Below are 13387 nucleotides of genomic sequence, written 5' to 3' on the forward strand. Positions count from 1 at the left end.
CAATGATGGTGGACCATCTGCGAAAAAGAACTTAGCTGCTGCCAAGTTCTTTTTACAGGATTGGCGATATTAACCTTGCAATCGATTCTTTCGTACGAATCCAGAGTGACCGTTTTTGATACAGTGGCAAGGTTAACGTAGTTACATATTCCATATCTTTCTCAAATTCATCTACCAGCATTTCTGCAAGTGTTTCATTATATAAGAAGGCATTCACCTCAAAATTGAGACGGAAACTCCTCACATCAATATTTGCCGTTCCGATGGAGGCAATCTTACTATCCACTACTATCATTTTAGCATGCAGGAAGCCTTTTTGATAAATATAAACCGTTGCACCGGCTTTTAATAGTTCACCAATATATGAATAGGTTGCCCAATAGACAAACGGATGATCTGGCTTGTTCGGGATCATAATTCGGACATCTACTCCGGAAAGACAAGCTATTCTCAGAGCATCGAGCAGACTTTCATCTGGTATGAAATAAGGGGTTTGTATATACACATACTCTTTTGCTGACATGATCATCTTAATATAACCATGCTTAATTTGCTCCCAGTCTGAATCCGGTCCACTTGAAACAATTTGCATACCGGCGTGTCCCATTGGCACAGCATCGTAATAACGCTCATCATATTCAATATCGTGACGCGAGGCCTGATTCCAGTCTAATATAAAACGAGTCTGTAAATTCTTAACGGCACTTCCCTCAATCCGTAAGTGCGTATCACGCCAATAGCCAAATCTTTTATCCTGTCCAAGGTATTCATCACCAATATTGAAACCACCGATATAGCCTACTTTCCCATCAATAATCACCAATTTCCGGTGGTTACGGTGATTGATTTTAAGATTGACCTTTGGAATTAATGGCGGGAAGAATCCTTCTACCTCTGCACCAGCATGTCGCATTTTGCGGACTAATTTTCTGCTTAATGTTCTCGAACCAAGATCATCATAAAGGAAACGTACTTCCACCCCTTCTTTCGCTTTCCTAATCAATGCTTCTGCAAGTCGGACTCCGAGCTGATCAGACCTTACTATGTAATAAAGTAAATGGATATGGTCTGTCGCTTGTTCGATGTCATCTAATAACGAGTTAAACTTACGATTACCATCTGTAAAAATATTGACTGCATTGTCCTGTGTGAAAATCGCATCATTATTACGCAAATGTAAATAAAATAAATCCTTATAGGAATACAAACGGGGATCATTAATAAAGAAATCACCGTTCTCTATCTCCCGCAATTGGTGCTGCACAGCTTTTTTTACCCCTAATTTACTTTTGGTATCCCAAGTAAAAATCGTTTTGTTGCTTAACTTTCTTCCAAAAATAAGATATAAAATAAATCCAAATATCGGAATGAAGGTTAACACCATGATCCAAGCCCAAGTCGCTGTGGCATTTTTTCGCTCAAGGAAGATGATAGTTAATGATAAGACAATATTAAATACCAACAAAAAACTGATAATGAGCTGGGTAATCGCCAAACGAAAACCTCCTTTTTTAATAAACTCGTCTATTCCTAATATAGCACAATTATGAGCAAGCTAATAGCAATTGCTATTAGCTCAGTCAATACTTAGAGCGTCATCCTCTGCTTGATTTTTTGGCCCTCTTATTTCCAATACGCCATCTTGAAAACTTGCCTTGGCTGTTTTTTTATCGACTGCATATGGTAAGGTGATCGTCCGCTGTTTGCGTTGCTGTCTTCTTTCCTTATGATGATATTGATATGATTGTTGTTGCTGATCGGTTTCCTCTTCCTGTTCAACGGATACAGATATTTGATTGCCTAGCAATTTCAACTTGATCTGTTCTTTTTTTACCCCTGGCAAATCAACACGAACGATCCACTCATCGTCTGTCTCCACAACATCTGCGGGAATCTGTTTTGGCATCTTTACCTGTTCAAAGAAACTGTCAATCGTTTCCATTACATTGCGATTTGGTTTTTCATAAAGGAATGCATCTAGTTTCTTGATAAGATCTTCGCCCCACTCATTCTTTCCACCTTTTTGTGACATGTTCATCCCTCCTGGTCTCTTTACCCACTTTATCCTATGCATAGCGAACGAAAAATGATCATAAAAGGAGACTTCAATTGGTGGGGATTTTTGATCGCCACTGATTGCTGGCGAAGCGTATCGGGGAGTGATCGTCTGTTTATCCCTTGATAAAGTTTATGTTAAACCGCCAAGATTACTGTTCTTCGCAAAATTCTGATAAATTTGTTGACGCTTGGCAATAGATGACTTATAATGTAGACAATTCAATAGATACAAACTCTTATTTCGAGCGGCAGAGGGAATAGGCCCTGCGAAGCCCGGCAACCGTCAATTTTTTTGTTGAAAAGGTGCTAAATCCTACAGGTTTGACCTGAAAGATAAGAGGAGGACTGAACTTACATAAGCAACCTCTTCTTACTCTCGGTGAGAAGAGGTTTTTTTATTAGTTTAAAGGAGGTACATCAATGACAAATCCGTTTCAGTTTCCAGGAAGTGAAACCAATTTATTGCATGGCGGCCAACAAGTTGATCCTGCAACCAATGCACGTGCAGTACCAATCTATCAAACTACTTCTTATGTATTCAACAACACCGAGCATGCCCAAAATCTTTTTGCTCTAGCAGAAATGGGCAATATTTATTCACGTATCATGAATCCAACGGTCGACGTCTTCGAACAGCGTATTGCTTTATTAGAAGATGGCGTTGCAGCTGTTGGCACTGCTTCAGGTGCATCTGCTATTACACTCGCCATTCTGAATCTGGCCAATGCTGGTGATGAAATTGTAGCAGACAGCAATTTGTATGGCGGGACTTACAACCTGTTTAACACAACTTTACCTAAATACGGTATTAACGTGAAGTTCGTCGATGGTACCAATCCTGATAATTTCAGAGATGCGATCACGGACAAGACAAAAGCTGTCTATGGTGAAGTGATTACCAACCCTAGCTTACATGTACTTGATATCGAAGCAGTCGCAGACATCGCTCATGAAAATGGCGTACCACTTATCATCGATAATACCTTTGCTACTCCATATGTGTGCAAACCAATTAGCTGGGGAGCTGACATTGTCGTGCACTCCGCTACCAAATGGATTGGCGGACACGGAACTTCCATCGGTGGGATTGTGGTAGACAGTGGACGATTTAATTGGAATAGTGACCGATTCCCTGGTTTTACCGAACCGGATGATTCGTATAATGGTATTCGCTTCGGAATTGATATTGGGCCACCGGCATTTGCGATTAAACTTCGAGTCCAATTGCTAAGAGATATTGGTCCATCATTAAGCCCGCAGAATGCTTTTTATTTCTTACAAGGTCTTGAAACGTTGCATTTAAGAGTGAAACGTCATAGTGAGAATACCGAAGCTGTTGCGCATTACCTGAAAAATCATCCACAAGTGGAATGGGTTTCTTATCCTGGACTCGAGGATCACCCTTCCCACACATTAGCAAAAAAATATTTTTGTAACCTTTTTGGTTCTATGATCGTCTTTGGTATAAAGGGTGGTAGAGAAACTGGACGAAAAGTGATAGATCATGTACAATTATGGTCTCATGTTGCCAATGTGGGTGATGCGAAATCATTAATTATTCATCCAGCATCCACTACTCACCAGCAATTGTCGAAGGAAGAATTGAAGAAATCTGGTGTTACAGAAGAATTAATTCGCCTTTCTGTAGGTATTGAAACAGCTGAAGATATTATCGCGGACTTAGATCAGGCGATAGCCGTTGCAACAGAGAGCGAACCAACTATTTCAACGGGTGCAGAGAAAGCCATTTCCTGGGCATTATCTTCCCCACTTGCGAGAGAGAATGGCGATATTCGTCCGAAGACCATCGCAGTGGCTGGCTCAATCGAAGAATCGGAAGCACTCAGCAAATTATCTAAATTAGGTTATCACATCACCGAAGCCGATCAAGCAGACGGTGAGATTGATATATTATACATTTTAAATCAAAAAGAAGCAGCTGCTGCTTATACAAACCAAGCCAAAATCATCTGGTTTGCTGAAGGGCAGACAGAACCTGCTGTAAAAGAGAAGGCGGAAGCAAACGGACAAGTCGTTGTCGAGAACAAATGCCCATTTTATGAGGCAGACCGCTTGCGCCGAGGAGAGTAACTCTCCCTGACTATCGTTATTTATCTCCCCAAGATAAATATATATATGTGAGACCGCAGGCCATTCCGGTTTGCGGTCTTATGCTTTTTTATAACGAATTTTCTTAACACGGTCAGATTATATATGATACAATTCGTATCATTTCACAAATTGACTCATTTTCAATCGTTAACATGCATATTCTATAACACATGTTAGCAATCATAAATGGACGGGTATACTTAATAAGGATAAGATTTATAACTGTAGGTGTTGACCATGAGGAAAAAGGTATTAATGCTGGTCGTATTACTGATTGCTGCGATCACGGTGGTTGTTTATTTTAATTGGCCATCAGATCCGCAAGAACATTCAAACACGACCGACGAGACAACAAATAATCAGACAGAATCAGAGGACGAAACCGCTGAAGAGGAACAAACTGAAGAACCAGAAGAAGACAGCTCGATTTCTTCACACGTCCGTGAGGCAGTGATGGAAGCTCTTCATTTCTTCAAAAAAGATGCACATATTGTCGCTATTGGGGATTCGTTGACACAAGGTGTTGGAGACGAGGAAGAAAACGGTGGATATGTTGGTGTCTTAGAAGAGCAGCTTGATAACCAGAGCATTAATGTTTCCATCGATAATTTCGGAAAACGCGGTAATCGTACCGATCATTTATTAAAACGACTGGAACAAGAAGAAATTCAAGATTCCCTTAAAAAAGCTGATACGGTCTTAATTACGATCGGTGCTAATGATATCATGAAAATAATGAAGGATAATTTCGTAAACCTTACGGAGGAACCTTTTATTGAAGGACGAGGACCATACGGAGAACGGCTTACAGCTATTTTTGATAAGATCACGTCATTACAGCCAGATGCCAAGATTTATTTAATTGGTTTTTTCAATCCATTCGAACAATATTTCGGTGAAATTGAAGCATTAAATCAAATCATCACCAGATGGAACAACAAAAGTTTAGAAGTAACCAACCAATTCGAACAGGTGCAATATATACCAATGCAGGACGTTTTTCAGAACGAAACAGAGAATGTTTACGCTGATGATAATTTCCACCCGAATCATCGTGGCTATCAGTTAATTGCGGAACGTGTTATTACCTATCTGGAAAATAACTTACGACAAGCAGAAGAAGAATAAAGGATGACCAACATGGCAGAAAAAAAAGTGAGGAACTGGAGAAAATTATTTATTACGTTAGTATCGATTAACCTGGCTTTGCTTTTGGCAATTGTACTGTTTATTTTCTGGCCAGCTCCGAGTGCTGAAGAGCCGGAACAAGTATTTATTGAGGATGAAGCAGGTGCAGAATTCACCATTCGTTCGAGCAAATCGAATTTGAACGAACTGGTCAATGCATATATCGATAAATTACCGAAGCTTGGCGAGAATATTCAGTATACCGTTAAATTCGATGAACAAGTACATTTAATGGGAACGATTGAGGCTTTTTCAAGTGAAGTTCCCGTCAATATAAAATTCGAACCGCAAGTCCAGCAAAATGGTGACATCATTTTGCAAGCAACCGGAATGTCTCTTGGCTTATTACGGTTACCAGAGGATCGGATTTTGCAATATGTCAGCAGTCGCGTCGAAACACCGGAATGGATTACGATCGATCCTAAAGAAGAACAGATCTACATTGCTGTCACACAAATGAACTTAGACAGCAACTTCCGAGTGCGTGCCCAACAAATTGACCTGGCGAATGACAATATCTCCTTCCGCATTAAAATTCCTAATGCTACTTTGGGGTTATAGCAAGTTTTATGGCCACTTTGACGTGTTTTATGGTCACTTTCGTCTGTTTTATGGCCACTTTTCGATACTTTATGGCCACTTCATGCGGTTTTATGGCCACTTTTCATCATTTTATGGCCACTTCAACAAAAATCCCGCTTCCATCGGAGCGGGATTTCTTTTACAATAAATTATTTTGATACACATAGACAGCTGCTTGTGTGCGGTCCTGCACTTCGAGCTTACTGAGGATGTTGCTGACATGTACTTTCGCTGTTTTCAAAGCGATAAATAGCTGATCAGCAATCTCCTGGTTTGTCTTCCCTTCAGCAATTAACAGCAGGATTTCCATCTCTCTTTTTGTCAGACTGTCATGAAGCGGCACATCATGAGAGGAGGAGAACTTCGCCATCATTTTTGCTGTCACTTCTTTTTCCAATACAGACTCTCCATTATAGGTATCACGAATCGCTCTCGCAATCACGTCTGCCTTGGACGTCTTCAACAGATAGCTGGTGGCGCCTGCTTCTAAGGCAGGATACACTTTGTCATCATCAATAAAACTGGTCACGATTAAGATTTTTGCCTCTGGCCACTTCGCGATAATCTGCCTGGTCGCTTCAATGCCATCCATCCCGTCCATAACAAGATCCATCAAGATCACATCCGGACGCAAGGATAACGCTAAATCAACCGCATCCTGGCCATTTTCCGCTTCAGCGATTACGTCAATATCTTCCTGTGTCGTTAAATATGCACTGACTCCGATCCGAACCATCTCATGATCATCAACAAATAAGACGCGAATCATTCCTTCTCACCTTCTTCGCTCATTAGTGGTACACGAATTTCTATCTTTGTTCCTTCGTTCTCCAAACTGACAATATTGAGACGAGCCCCTATTTCAGCAGCACGCTCATACATATTGGTAAGACCGTAGGAGTTATGCTGTTTTTCCTCTACATCAAATCCGATTCCATTATCCGAAATTCGCAATATAAGAAAATCATCCCGTTCCATTAGCAAAACTTCGACTAATGACGCCTTCGCATGACGTAGTGCATTAGAGATCGCCTCTTGCAAAATCCGGAACAGCTGATCTTCCATCCCTTTGTTCACTTCAATTGTTTCTAAGCGCCAATTGATATCCATCGGCACCTTGGCATGGAGTTCTTCAAGTAATTGCTCCATTCCTTCATTCAATGTTTTGTCTTTTAACAATACTGGTCGTAAATGCAGCAATAATGCACGCATTTCCAGTTGGGCCTGCTGAATCATCGCTTCGATCTGGTGTAATTGCTTCGTGGTTTTTTCGTCTTGTTCGATATTGGCAGCCAGTACAGCTGACACCAGCATGGACGCGGCAAACAGTTCTTGACTGACGGAATCGTGCAATTCTCTGGCCAAGCGATTGCGTTCCTCTGAGATGACTTGATTGATGGTCTCTTCCTGTGCCGTTGCTCGTTCTTCAATCAATTTTTGTGTCCGCTTCGTTTGATCCTGAATGTATTGCTGCACGTCCCTTAAACGACTCAATACATCGGTCATCTCCTCATAGGATACAGGATCGGCAACCGATTGGTTATTTAATACACGATGCAGACTATTTTCGATAAAATGAATGCGACGTTGCCAAACCGCGGCGATAATAATACCGATGACAATACCAAACAAAATAGTGACCGCTGGCATCATCAGCACAACTGGAATTTCCATCACTTTATGTGTCCACAGCAGTTGCCAATTATGAATCGGAAATGCTAAATAATAAAAGACGGTCAAAATCAGCAGCAGCAGGAAAGCGAGTAAAGTCGTCGTCGCAATCATCCTGGTATATAACTTCATCCTCTTCTCACCTCAAGCTTTCCAACGATCATCTGTGTATAGATTTTCACTTTTTGGCGAGATTGACGATAGCCTTTTGTTTGCAGCTGGACATGTCGATTGAACACATTTTTCTTCTGATGATCAAAGGCATGGATGTCACCGAAAATGACAGAATGATCAATCGTGACTTCGACATCATAAGGGACAATCACTTTAATTTTTCCGGCAAAGTGGCGTATCACCATGACATTCTCTTCATTTGGCAACATCGTATTATTTAAATCCACCTGAGTATCACCAATTCCCGACTGGATGTTTAAATCCTGCCAGGAAAAACCGTTTTTCGTTGTCTGGTATTTACCAAACCATTTGTTTTGAATCATCTGGTCTTCGTATAACGTCTCTTCGGTGATATCGATAAATTGCGGCAGCCCTTGATTTTCTTTTTGCTTTTGCTGATACCACTGCCATACCAAATAGATTATAATTGCAAAAATAAAAAAACGTATCGCAAACGTCTGCAGGATCGCAATGATAACGAAGAATACACCACCCCAGAAAATCGTTTTGCCAGTCGTACTTTTAAAAGATCGTCTGCCGAAATAGATCGCCACCGCTCCGATTGCGATCAAGAAAAGCAGACCTACATCGATGAAAATTAATTCAATTAACAAAAATACCGCACCTATGATTAATAATAATTGCATTAAATCATAGCCTGTCTTTTTTGACATATAGGGTCACCCCTTTTTTATTAATGTAAACTGATGGCTCTTAGAATGAGTTGCCTCGTACGTTGTTTAGAAGCAGCCTTGGGATTTGTTTTCTGGCTTTGAGGACAAATGTGATCGGAATTAGTTGAGATTTGTACTCTTTCTATGCCTTTCGATACAAATCTGCTCGAATGTCTTTGAGATTTGTTTCCTTTCCCTGCCAATCGATACAAATCGAAACGCTCGCTGCCCTGATTTGTTTCCTTTTCACGTTTTCGATACAAATCTATTCGCATTTTTTTGAGATTTGTGTTCTTTCCCTATCAATCGATACAAATCTCTTTACCTGTCCTCAAGTTTTGTATCGTTTGTCGGTAGTATTTATTCCAAGTGCTTTTCCAGACATGAAAAGGTGCAGATTTTTTCTGCACCTTTATAGAATAGCATGTTTTTAGTTAGTTGTTGTAGCTCTTTTTTCTAATTCTTGAAAACGGGCATCCAAAGTGTGCAGGCGGTGCTCTGTTTGAACGCGTTGTTCGATACGCTCAATATAGCTTTCGAGCTCGGCGAATTTGGATACACTTTTGGAAACTAGCTCTGTTTCGAGCACTTTGTTCATGCCTTGTTTCGTGCGGGCAATATTTTCTCTGCTTCGTAATTCAAGACGTTTCACATAAAGGTCCTTTAATTTTTGCTTCATTTGCACATATTTTGATTCTAACGTTTCCAAATCTTTTATCGCTTTGTCCGACATTTCGTTCAACTGAATGACCCGCGCTTCAAATTGTTCTAATTCCACTTGTGCTTCTTTGGCTAATTCCGCTTCCTGCATTTCTTCTGCTAGTTGAATTTGACGCTTGCGTTTTTCTACCATCGTTTTTGCCTGCGTTAATTCTTTTGCGATATCGTGCTTTATTTCATATTGTTTTTCAACTAGTCGTTTAATTTTCTTTACTTCCTGCTCGCATTCACGAATATACTGGTTTACATGTGCGATTGGATTTTTTTCCTCTTTCCGATCCATTGCTTCGTGTAAATCTGCCATCACTGTGTCTTTCATGCGTGAAAATAAGTTTGCCATTATTTATTCCTCCTTATATGTTTACAGCTTGTCCCACTCTAAGTAATCTTCGTATTCTTTCTCTTGCTTCCATTTTTTGTATGTGTAATACAACACAACCATTGCAACCACACCGATCAAGGCTGGGATGTTTGAAATCGACATCGATACACCGATCAGAATGACAATCCCCCACCCAACTTTCGAACCGGTTGTGTCGGCCGTGATGAATTTTTTCACTCCGTAATAAGCAATGACCAGACTGATCAACAGCATAATCATCGGGCCAATATTGGCTAGTAAGATAATGGCAGCGATCACCGCTAAACTAATGAGTAGAAATGTTCTCATTGACGTTCCCTCCTTCCATACTTATATGATAGCTTGTCTTGGCGGAATCAGTAACAGGCTGAGGTTATATTTTGAACTAAGCCTTGGGGCGTATTTTCTATTGTTGACAGCAGTAAAAACGGACCATATAATGCACATAACCATACAGGAAAGGATGCTTTCAATGAATGTTGATGTAAAGGAAAAAGCTGTATCATTTTTACAACTCGTCGTATCAAATAGAATTCGTGAGGCATACCAGCAATACATAAGTGCTTCATTCCGCCACCATAATCCCTACTTTCCAGGTGATGCAGATTCACTTATGCTGGCGATGGAAGAGAATGCATCACAAAGTCCGGCAAAAATTTTGGACATTAAACTCGTCATTCAGGAAGTAGAAAAAGTTGTCGTCTATTCCCATATCAGACAGAACCAAGGTGATCCAGGCGCTGCAGCTGTTCATATCTTTCGCTTTGAAAACGGCAAAATTGTTGAAATGTGGGACATTGGACAGCCTGTTCCGGAAGAAAGTAAAAACGAAAACGGAATGTTTTAATATAGAAAAACCGGGCATAAACCGCCCGGTCCTAATTGACTTAATCAATAAACAACTTCCTATAATAAGGATTATGTCAACTATCTGAAATAGTGGTAATTTTGATAGATATCATCTGCGTAGAAAAGCTCCGGAAATAGGCTTCGCGTCCTGTGGGCACGGCTTCAGCTAACTTTAGAAAGAAAATTCTTTTCTTTCTAAAGTGGATCTTCAGCTCGTGCTGATTCCACGGGAGTCTCCGCCTATTTCCTACGCTTAGGAGGAAGTGCTACAACTTATGGCACAGCTAAAAGCAGTGGTTCTAGGCATTAACTTATTAAAAAGGTGATATTTATGGTGAAATCAATCTGCTAGCTCTTACAAAAGTTGTAGAGTCCTTATCCTAGCGTAGGCCAACCACGTAGACTCCCGCGGGACAGGCAGGCGCTGAAGATCCACTTTGTGAAGCGATCTTCTTCACAAAGTTAGCTTCAGCCGTGCCCCGCAGGACGCGGAGTGGTTGGCCGAAGCGGTATCCCAGCACATTAAATCTCTCAAGGTGGATGCTTGGTTAGCAAGGGGCTTGTTTACATAATCCATATTATAGGAACTCCAATCATGTTCAATATGATTACTGCTGTGAGCAGTCTGACAAAAAAACAGAAGCATGATAACATCCACGCTCCTGCTCTATCCTCGCCTATAATTCCGTAATTCCAAACGAAACCACACGATTTGTCATGGGATTGTAGACAACCGTTCCTCTCACCGTTAATTGCTCCTGGCCGTTTGTGAGATAAAAATCGTACACTTCTTTGACTTGGTCGTTGGTTACAGGCGTCCTTTCTACGAATCCATAATCGGTCACATTATAATTCGGATAGGCTGTCTGCGTCACTTCTAATAAATACTTGCCCCATTTTTCCTGTTCAACCTCAGGGGATGCCTGAAATTGTACAGGAAGCACACCGACACTTGGATTCGCCAATATCTGAAATGCTCGTTGATGTAAATTCAATTGGTTTGCCGGTACATTTGGCACAGTGTCCACCACTGTCACAATTGCCTCTCTGCCATTCTGGGGATTGGTCACTTTAAGCGTCTGCCCACATTGAAAGCTGGAATTACTGCTGACCGCCACTGTCATATATTGATTATAAGACCACGGAATACCGCATTTGGTAACATTGCCGCCATTTGTCCAAGTTGCTGTTCCATTAAGGGTTTGAGGTCTCATCATATAAGAATTGGTGTAACCATAATTGTAATAGGGATACATATTCATCAGCTCCTTCGTGTTGATACAACTTATTGTATGAATCGAAGTACTGATGTTGTGACAAATGCCTATTATTTTTGAATAAAGAATCATCACGATGCTTTATTTATGTTAAAATAATCCATATAAAATGGAAAAGGATGATACTTATGAACAATTGGTTATATATACTGTATGCTACTTTAATAGCATTACTTTCTTTCATCACAGGAGAAATTGTTACATTCATCATGTTAGGTATTATTTTGATCAGCTTGCAAAACATTCACCGTGTATTGAAAGAGTTACTCAAAGTTAATAAGCAAAAATTAGAAAATAACCAAGAATAAAGTGAGACTTCAATCAGTAGGGGCTTTTGACCCCTGCTGATTGCTAGCGAAACGTATCAGGGAGTTACCGGCCATTTATTCCCCGCTTAGCTTCTTAGTTATCTCTCAAACCTTAAAGTGGAGGTATTACGGACGGTTAGCGCCGTGATAACCGATCTACATCAAATACCTTTGCCAAAGGGTTACAGGTACATCATAACCGCCATGGTATTGTAAATAAGCAATCAGTTCACCATGGTAGATTAATTGTAACGCTTCCCATTCTTTTAAATCCTGTGGTTTCACCAGGCATGCTGGTTTTTCTGCCATATAAATACCTGCTTCGTTTAAAACAGTTGCAACGAATTCCGAACAGAAATAGGCTTGCTCTCGTTGCCATTCCAAATTTAATAACACGCCAAATAAGCCTAGCAGATTATAACGGTAATGATCTGTTTCTGCTTCTATTTTTTCAATACGTTGTTTCAACAGGTAATAGGTCTCGTCAGGGATGGTTAATTGATAAATAGCACATTGAGAACGGCGAAAAAATGGTGTCCGTAAATTCTCTTGGACGAAGCCGCCACTCCACGGATTATAGGTTCTTTTTCTACCGAAGCTGTAGACTTCTGTCAATGAGCTGTCGAATGCAATGGAAGCATGATTTAAATTAGAATTGGTGCACAAATTTATAAGACGTGATAACAGTGTTCCCGTATCCGTAAAAAGCAGGTATACCTTTTTCAACACAGTCCACTCCTTGCTTATTTATTAAATTAGGTTTGATTCATCTTTGGAGTGCTATGTTTCCATATGGAAAATTTTGAAATCTAATAATAATTTTTACTATATTATATTTTTACTTATTGTGCAATAGGTATGATGAAACTTAGTGAAGGATAAAGTGAGACATCAATTATTGGGGGGAATTATGGGCGATTACCGCCGTGATAAACCGGAGAGGTACTAAAAAAAGGAGTGAAATATGATGATAAAGTGAGACTTCAATCAGTGGGGGTTTTTTGCCCCCACTGATTGCTAGCGAAACTTATCAGGAAGTTATCGTCCGTTTATCCCCCACTTAGCTTCTTATGGATCTCGCGAATCTTGAAGTGGGTATTACGGACGGTTAGCGCCGTGATAAAAATACTATTTAGTCTTGGAACTATCGCCATCGTTCTAAGTGTGCTTATCGGGATTATGTCAGGCCACTTTATAATGTTTCTGCTTTATACTTTTATCGGCATTGTTATTGGGATGCTGCTCTTCGCAGTTGCAGAGATCATCGATAACCAGGAAGTAATCATGAACGAACTGTTTGCACAGAGAAAATTAGCCAACGCCGAACGAAAGAAAATCATCCAATGCCCGAGGTGTAATAGTGAATACGATGACACACGCGTCTCTTGTCCCTACTGTGGTGCTAAATAATAT

The 13387-nt window shown here is 40.4% G+C and carries 15 protein-coding genes and 1 riboswitch; of the genes, 6 read left to right on the forward strand and 9 right to left on the reverse strand.

What is annotated here, in order from left to right; translation table 11 throughout:
• Positions 1-52: 52 nt before the first annotated feature.
• Together cls and MUN87_RS09790 are read right to left on the reverse strand one after the other, a co-directional pair.
• Positions 53-1495: a cardiolipin synthase gene (gene cls, locus MUN87_RS09785; protein ID WP_244747583.1), complete on the reverse strand. Its 1443-nt coding sequence runs from the start codon at positions 1493-1495 to the stop codon at positions 53-55.
• Positions 1496-1576: 81 nt separating this feature from the next.
• Positions 1577-2032, reverse strand: a complete 456-nt coding sequence (locus tag MUN87_RS09790; RefSeq protein WP_244747584.1) for an Hsp20/alpha crystallin family protein — start codon at positions 2030-2032, stop codon at positions 1577-1579.
• Between the two features lie 259 nt (positions 2033-2291).
• Positions 2292-2398: riboswitch (SAM riboswitch) on the forward strand.
• A gap of 80 nt (positions 2399-2478) precedes the next feature.
• On the opposite strand from MUN87_RS09790, the gene MUN87_RS09795 reads away from it, so the two are divergent.
• The 3 genes from MUN87_RS09795 to MUN87_RS09805 all read left to right on the forward strand — a co-directional run bounded on the left by MUN87_RS09795 (position 2479) and on the right by MUN87_RS09805 (position 5919).
• Positions 2479-4149, forward strand: a complete 1671-nt coding sequence (locus MUN87_RS09795; protein WP_244747585.1) for a PLP-dependent aspartate aminotransferase family protein — start codon at positions 2479-2481, stop codon at positions 4147-4149.
• 258 nt (positions 4150-4407) lie between these two features.
• Positions 4408-5298 (forward strand): SGNH/GDSL hydrolase family protein, encoded by an 891-nt coding sequence (locus MUN87_RS09800; protein ID WP_244747586.1) that lies wholly within the window; start codon positions 4408-4410, stop codon positions 5296-5298.
• A 12-nt stretch (positions 5299-5310) separates the two neighbouring features.
• Complete coding sequence (locus tag MUN87_RS09805; RefSeq protein ID WP_244747587.1) at positions 5311-5919, forward strand: YpmS family protein; 609 nt, start codon at positions 5311-5313, stop codon at positions 5917-5919.
• A 160-nt stretch (positions 5920-6079) separates the two neighbouring features.
• On the opposite strand, the gene MUN87_RS09810 is transcribed toward MUN87_RS09805, so the two are convergent.
• From MUN87_RS09810 to MUN87_RS09830, 5 genes are all read right to left on the reverse strand, one after another.
• Complete coding sequence (locus MUN87_RS09810) at positions 6080-6709, reverse strand: response regulator transcription factor (protein WP_244747588.1); 630 nt, start codon at positions 6707-6709, stop codon at positions 6080-6082.
• Complete coding sequence (locus tag MUN87_RS09815) at positions 6706-7743, reverse strand: sensor histidine kinase (protein WP_244747589.1); 1038 nt, start codon at positions 7741-7743, stop codon at positions 6706-6708. The genes MUN87_RS09810 and MUN87_RS09815 overlap by 4 nt, the downstream gene beginning before the upstream one ends.
• Positions 7740-8459 (reverse strand): cell wall-active antibiotics response protein LiaF, encoded by a 720-nt coding sequence (gene liaF / locus MUN87_RS09820; protein ID WP_244747590.1) that lies wholly within the window; start codon positions 8457-8459, stop codon positions 7740-7742. The genes MUN87_RS09815 and liaF overlap by 4 nt, the downstream gene beginning before the upstream one ends.
• A 430-nt stretch (positions 8460-8889) precedes the next feature.
• Complete coding sequence (locus MUN87_RS09825; RefSeq protein ID WP_244747591.1) at positions 8890-9519, reverse strand: PspA/IM30 family protein; 630 nt, start codon at positions 9517-9519, stop codon at positions 8890-8892.
• 21 nt (positions 9520-9540) lie between these two features.
• Positions 9541-9849 carry a lmo0954 family membrane protein gene (locus tag MUN87_RS09830; RefSeq protein WP_244747592.1) on the reverse strand — a complete coding sequence of 103 codons (309 nt, stop codon included), beginning with the start codon at positions 9847-9849 and terminating at the stop codon, positions 9541-9543.
• 163 nt (positions 9850-10012) lie between these two features.
• Between MUN87_RS09830 and MUN87_RS09835 the strand changes: the two genes are divergently transcribed.
• Positions 10013-10387, forward strand: a complete 375-nt coding sequence (locus MUN87_RS09835) for a nuclear transport factor 2 family protein (RefSeq protein ID WP_244747593.1) — start codon at positions 10013-10015, stop codon at positions 10385-10387.
• Positions 10388-11066: 679 nt separating this feature from the next.
• On the opposite strand, the gene MUN87_RS09840 is transcribed toward MUN87_RS09835, so the two are convergent.
• Positions 11067-11645, reverse strand: a complete 579-nt coding sequence (locus tag MUN87_RS09840) for a DUF3889 domain-containing protein (protein ID WP_244747594.1) — start codon at positions 11643-11645, stop codon at positions 11067-11069.
• 149 nt (positions 11646-11794) lie between these two features.
• On the opposite strand from MUN87_RS09840, the gene MUN87_RS09845 reads away from it, so the two are divergent.
• Positions 11795-11974, forward strand: a complete 180-nt coding sequence (locus MUN87_RS09845) for a hypothetical protein (protein WP_244747595.1) — start codon at positions 11795-11797, stop codon at positions 11972-11974.
• 156 nt (positions 11975-12130) lie between these two features.
• Here the strand turns inward: MUN87_RS09845 and MUN87_RS09850 are convergent, their stop codons facing one another.
• Positions 12131-12700: a hypothetical protein gene (locus MUN87_RS09850; RefSeq protein WP_244747596.1), complete on the reverse strand. Its 570-nt coding sequence runs from the start codon at positions 12698-12700 to the stop codon at positions 12131-12133.
• A 390-nt stretch (positions 12701-13090) separates the two neighbouring features.
• Between MUN87_RS09850 and MUN87_RS09855 the strand changes: the two genes are divergently transcribed.
• The gene (locus MUN87_RS09855) at positions 13091-13384 is read left to right on the forward strand and encodes a zinc ribbon domain-containing protein (RefSeq protein ID WP_244747597.1); all 294 of its coding nucleotides are present in this window, start codon (positions 13091-13093) and stop codon (positions 13382-13384) included.
• The last annotated feature ends 3 nt before the right edge of the window (positions 13385-13387 follow it).

It is taken from the genome of Gracilibacillus salinarum, assembly GCF_022919575.1.
Taxonomy (GTDB): Bacteria; Bacillota; Bacilli; order Bacillales; family Amphibacillaceae; genus Gracilibacillus; species Gracilibacillus salinarum.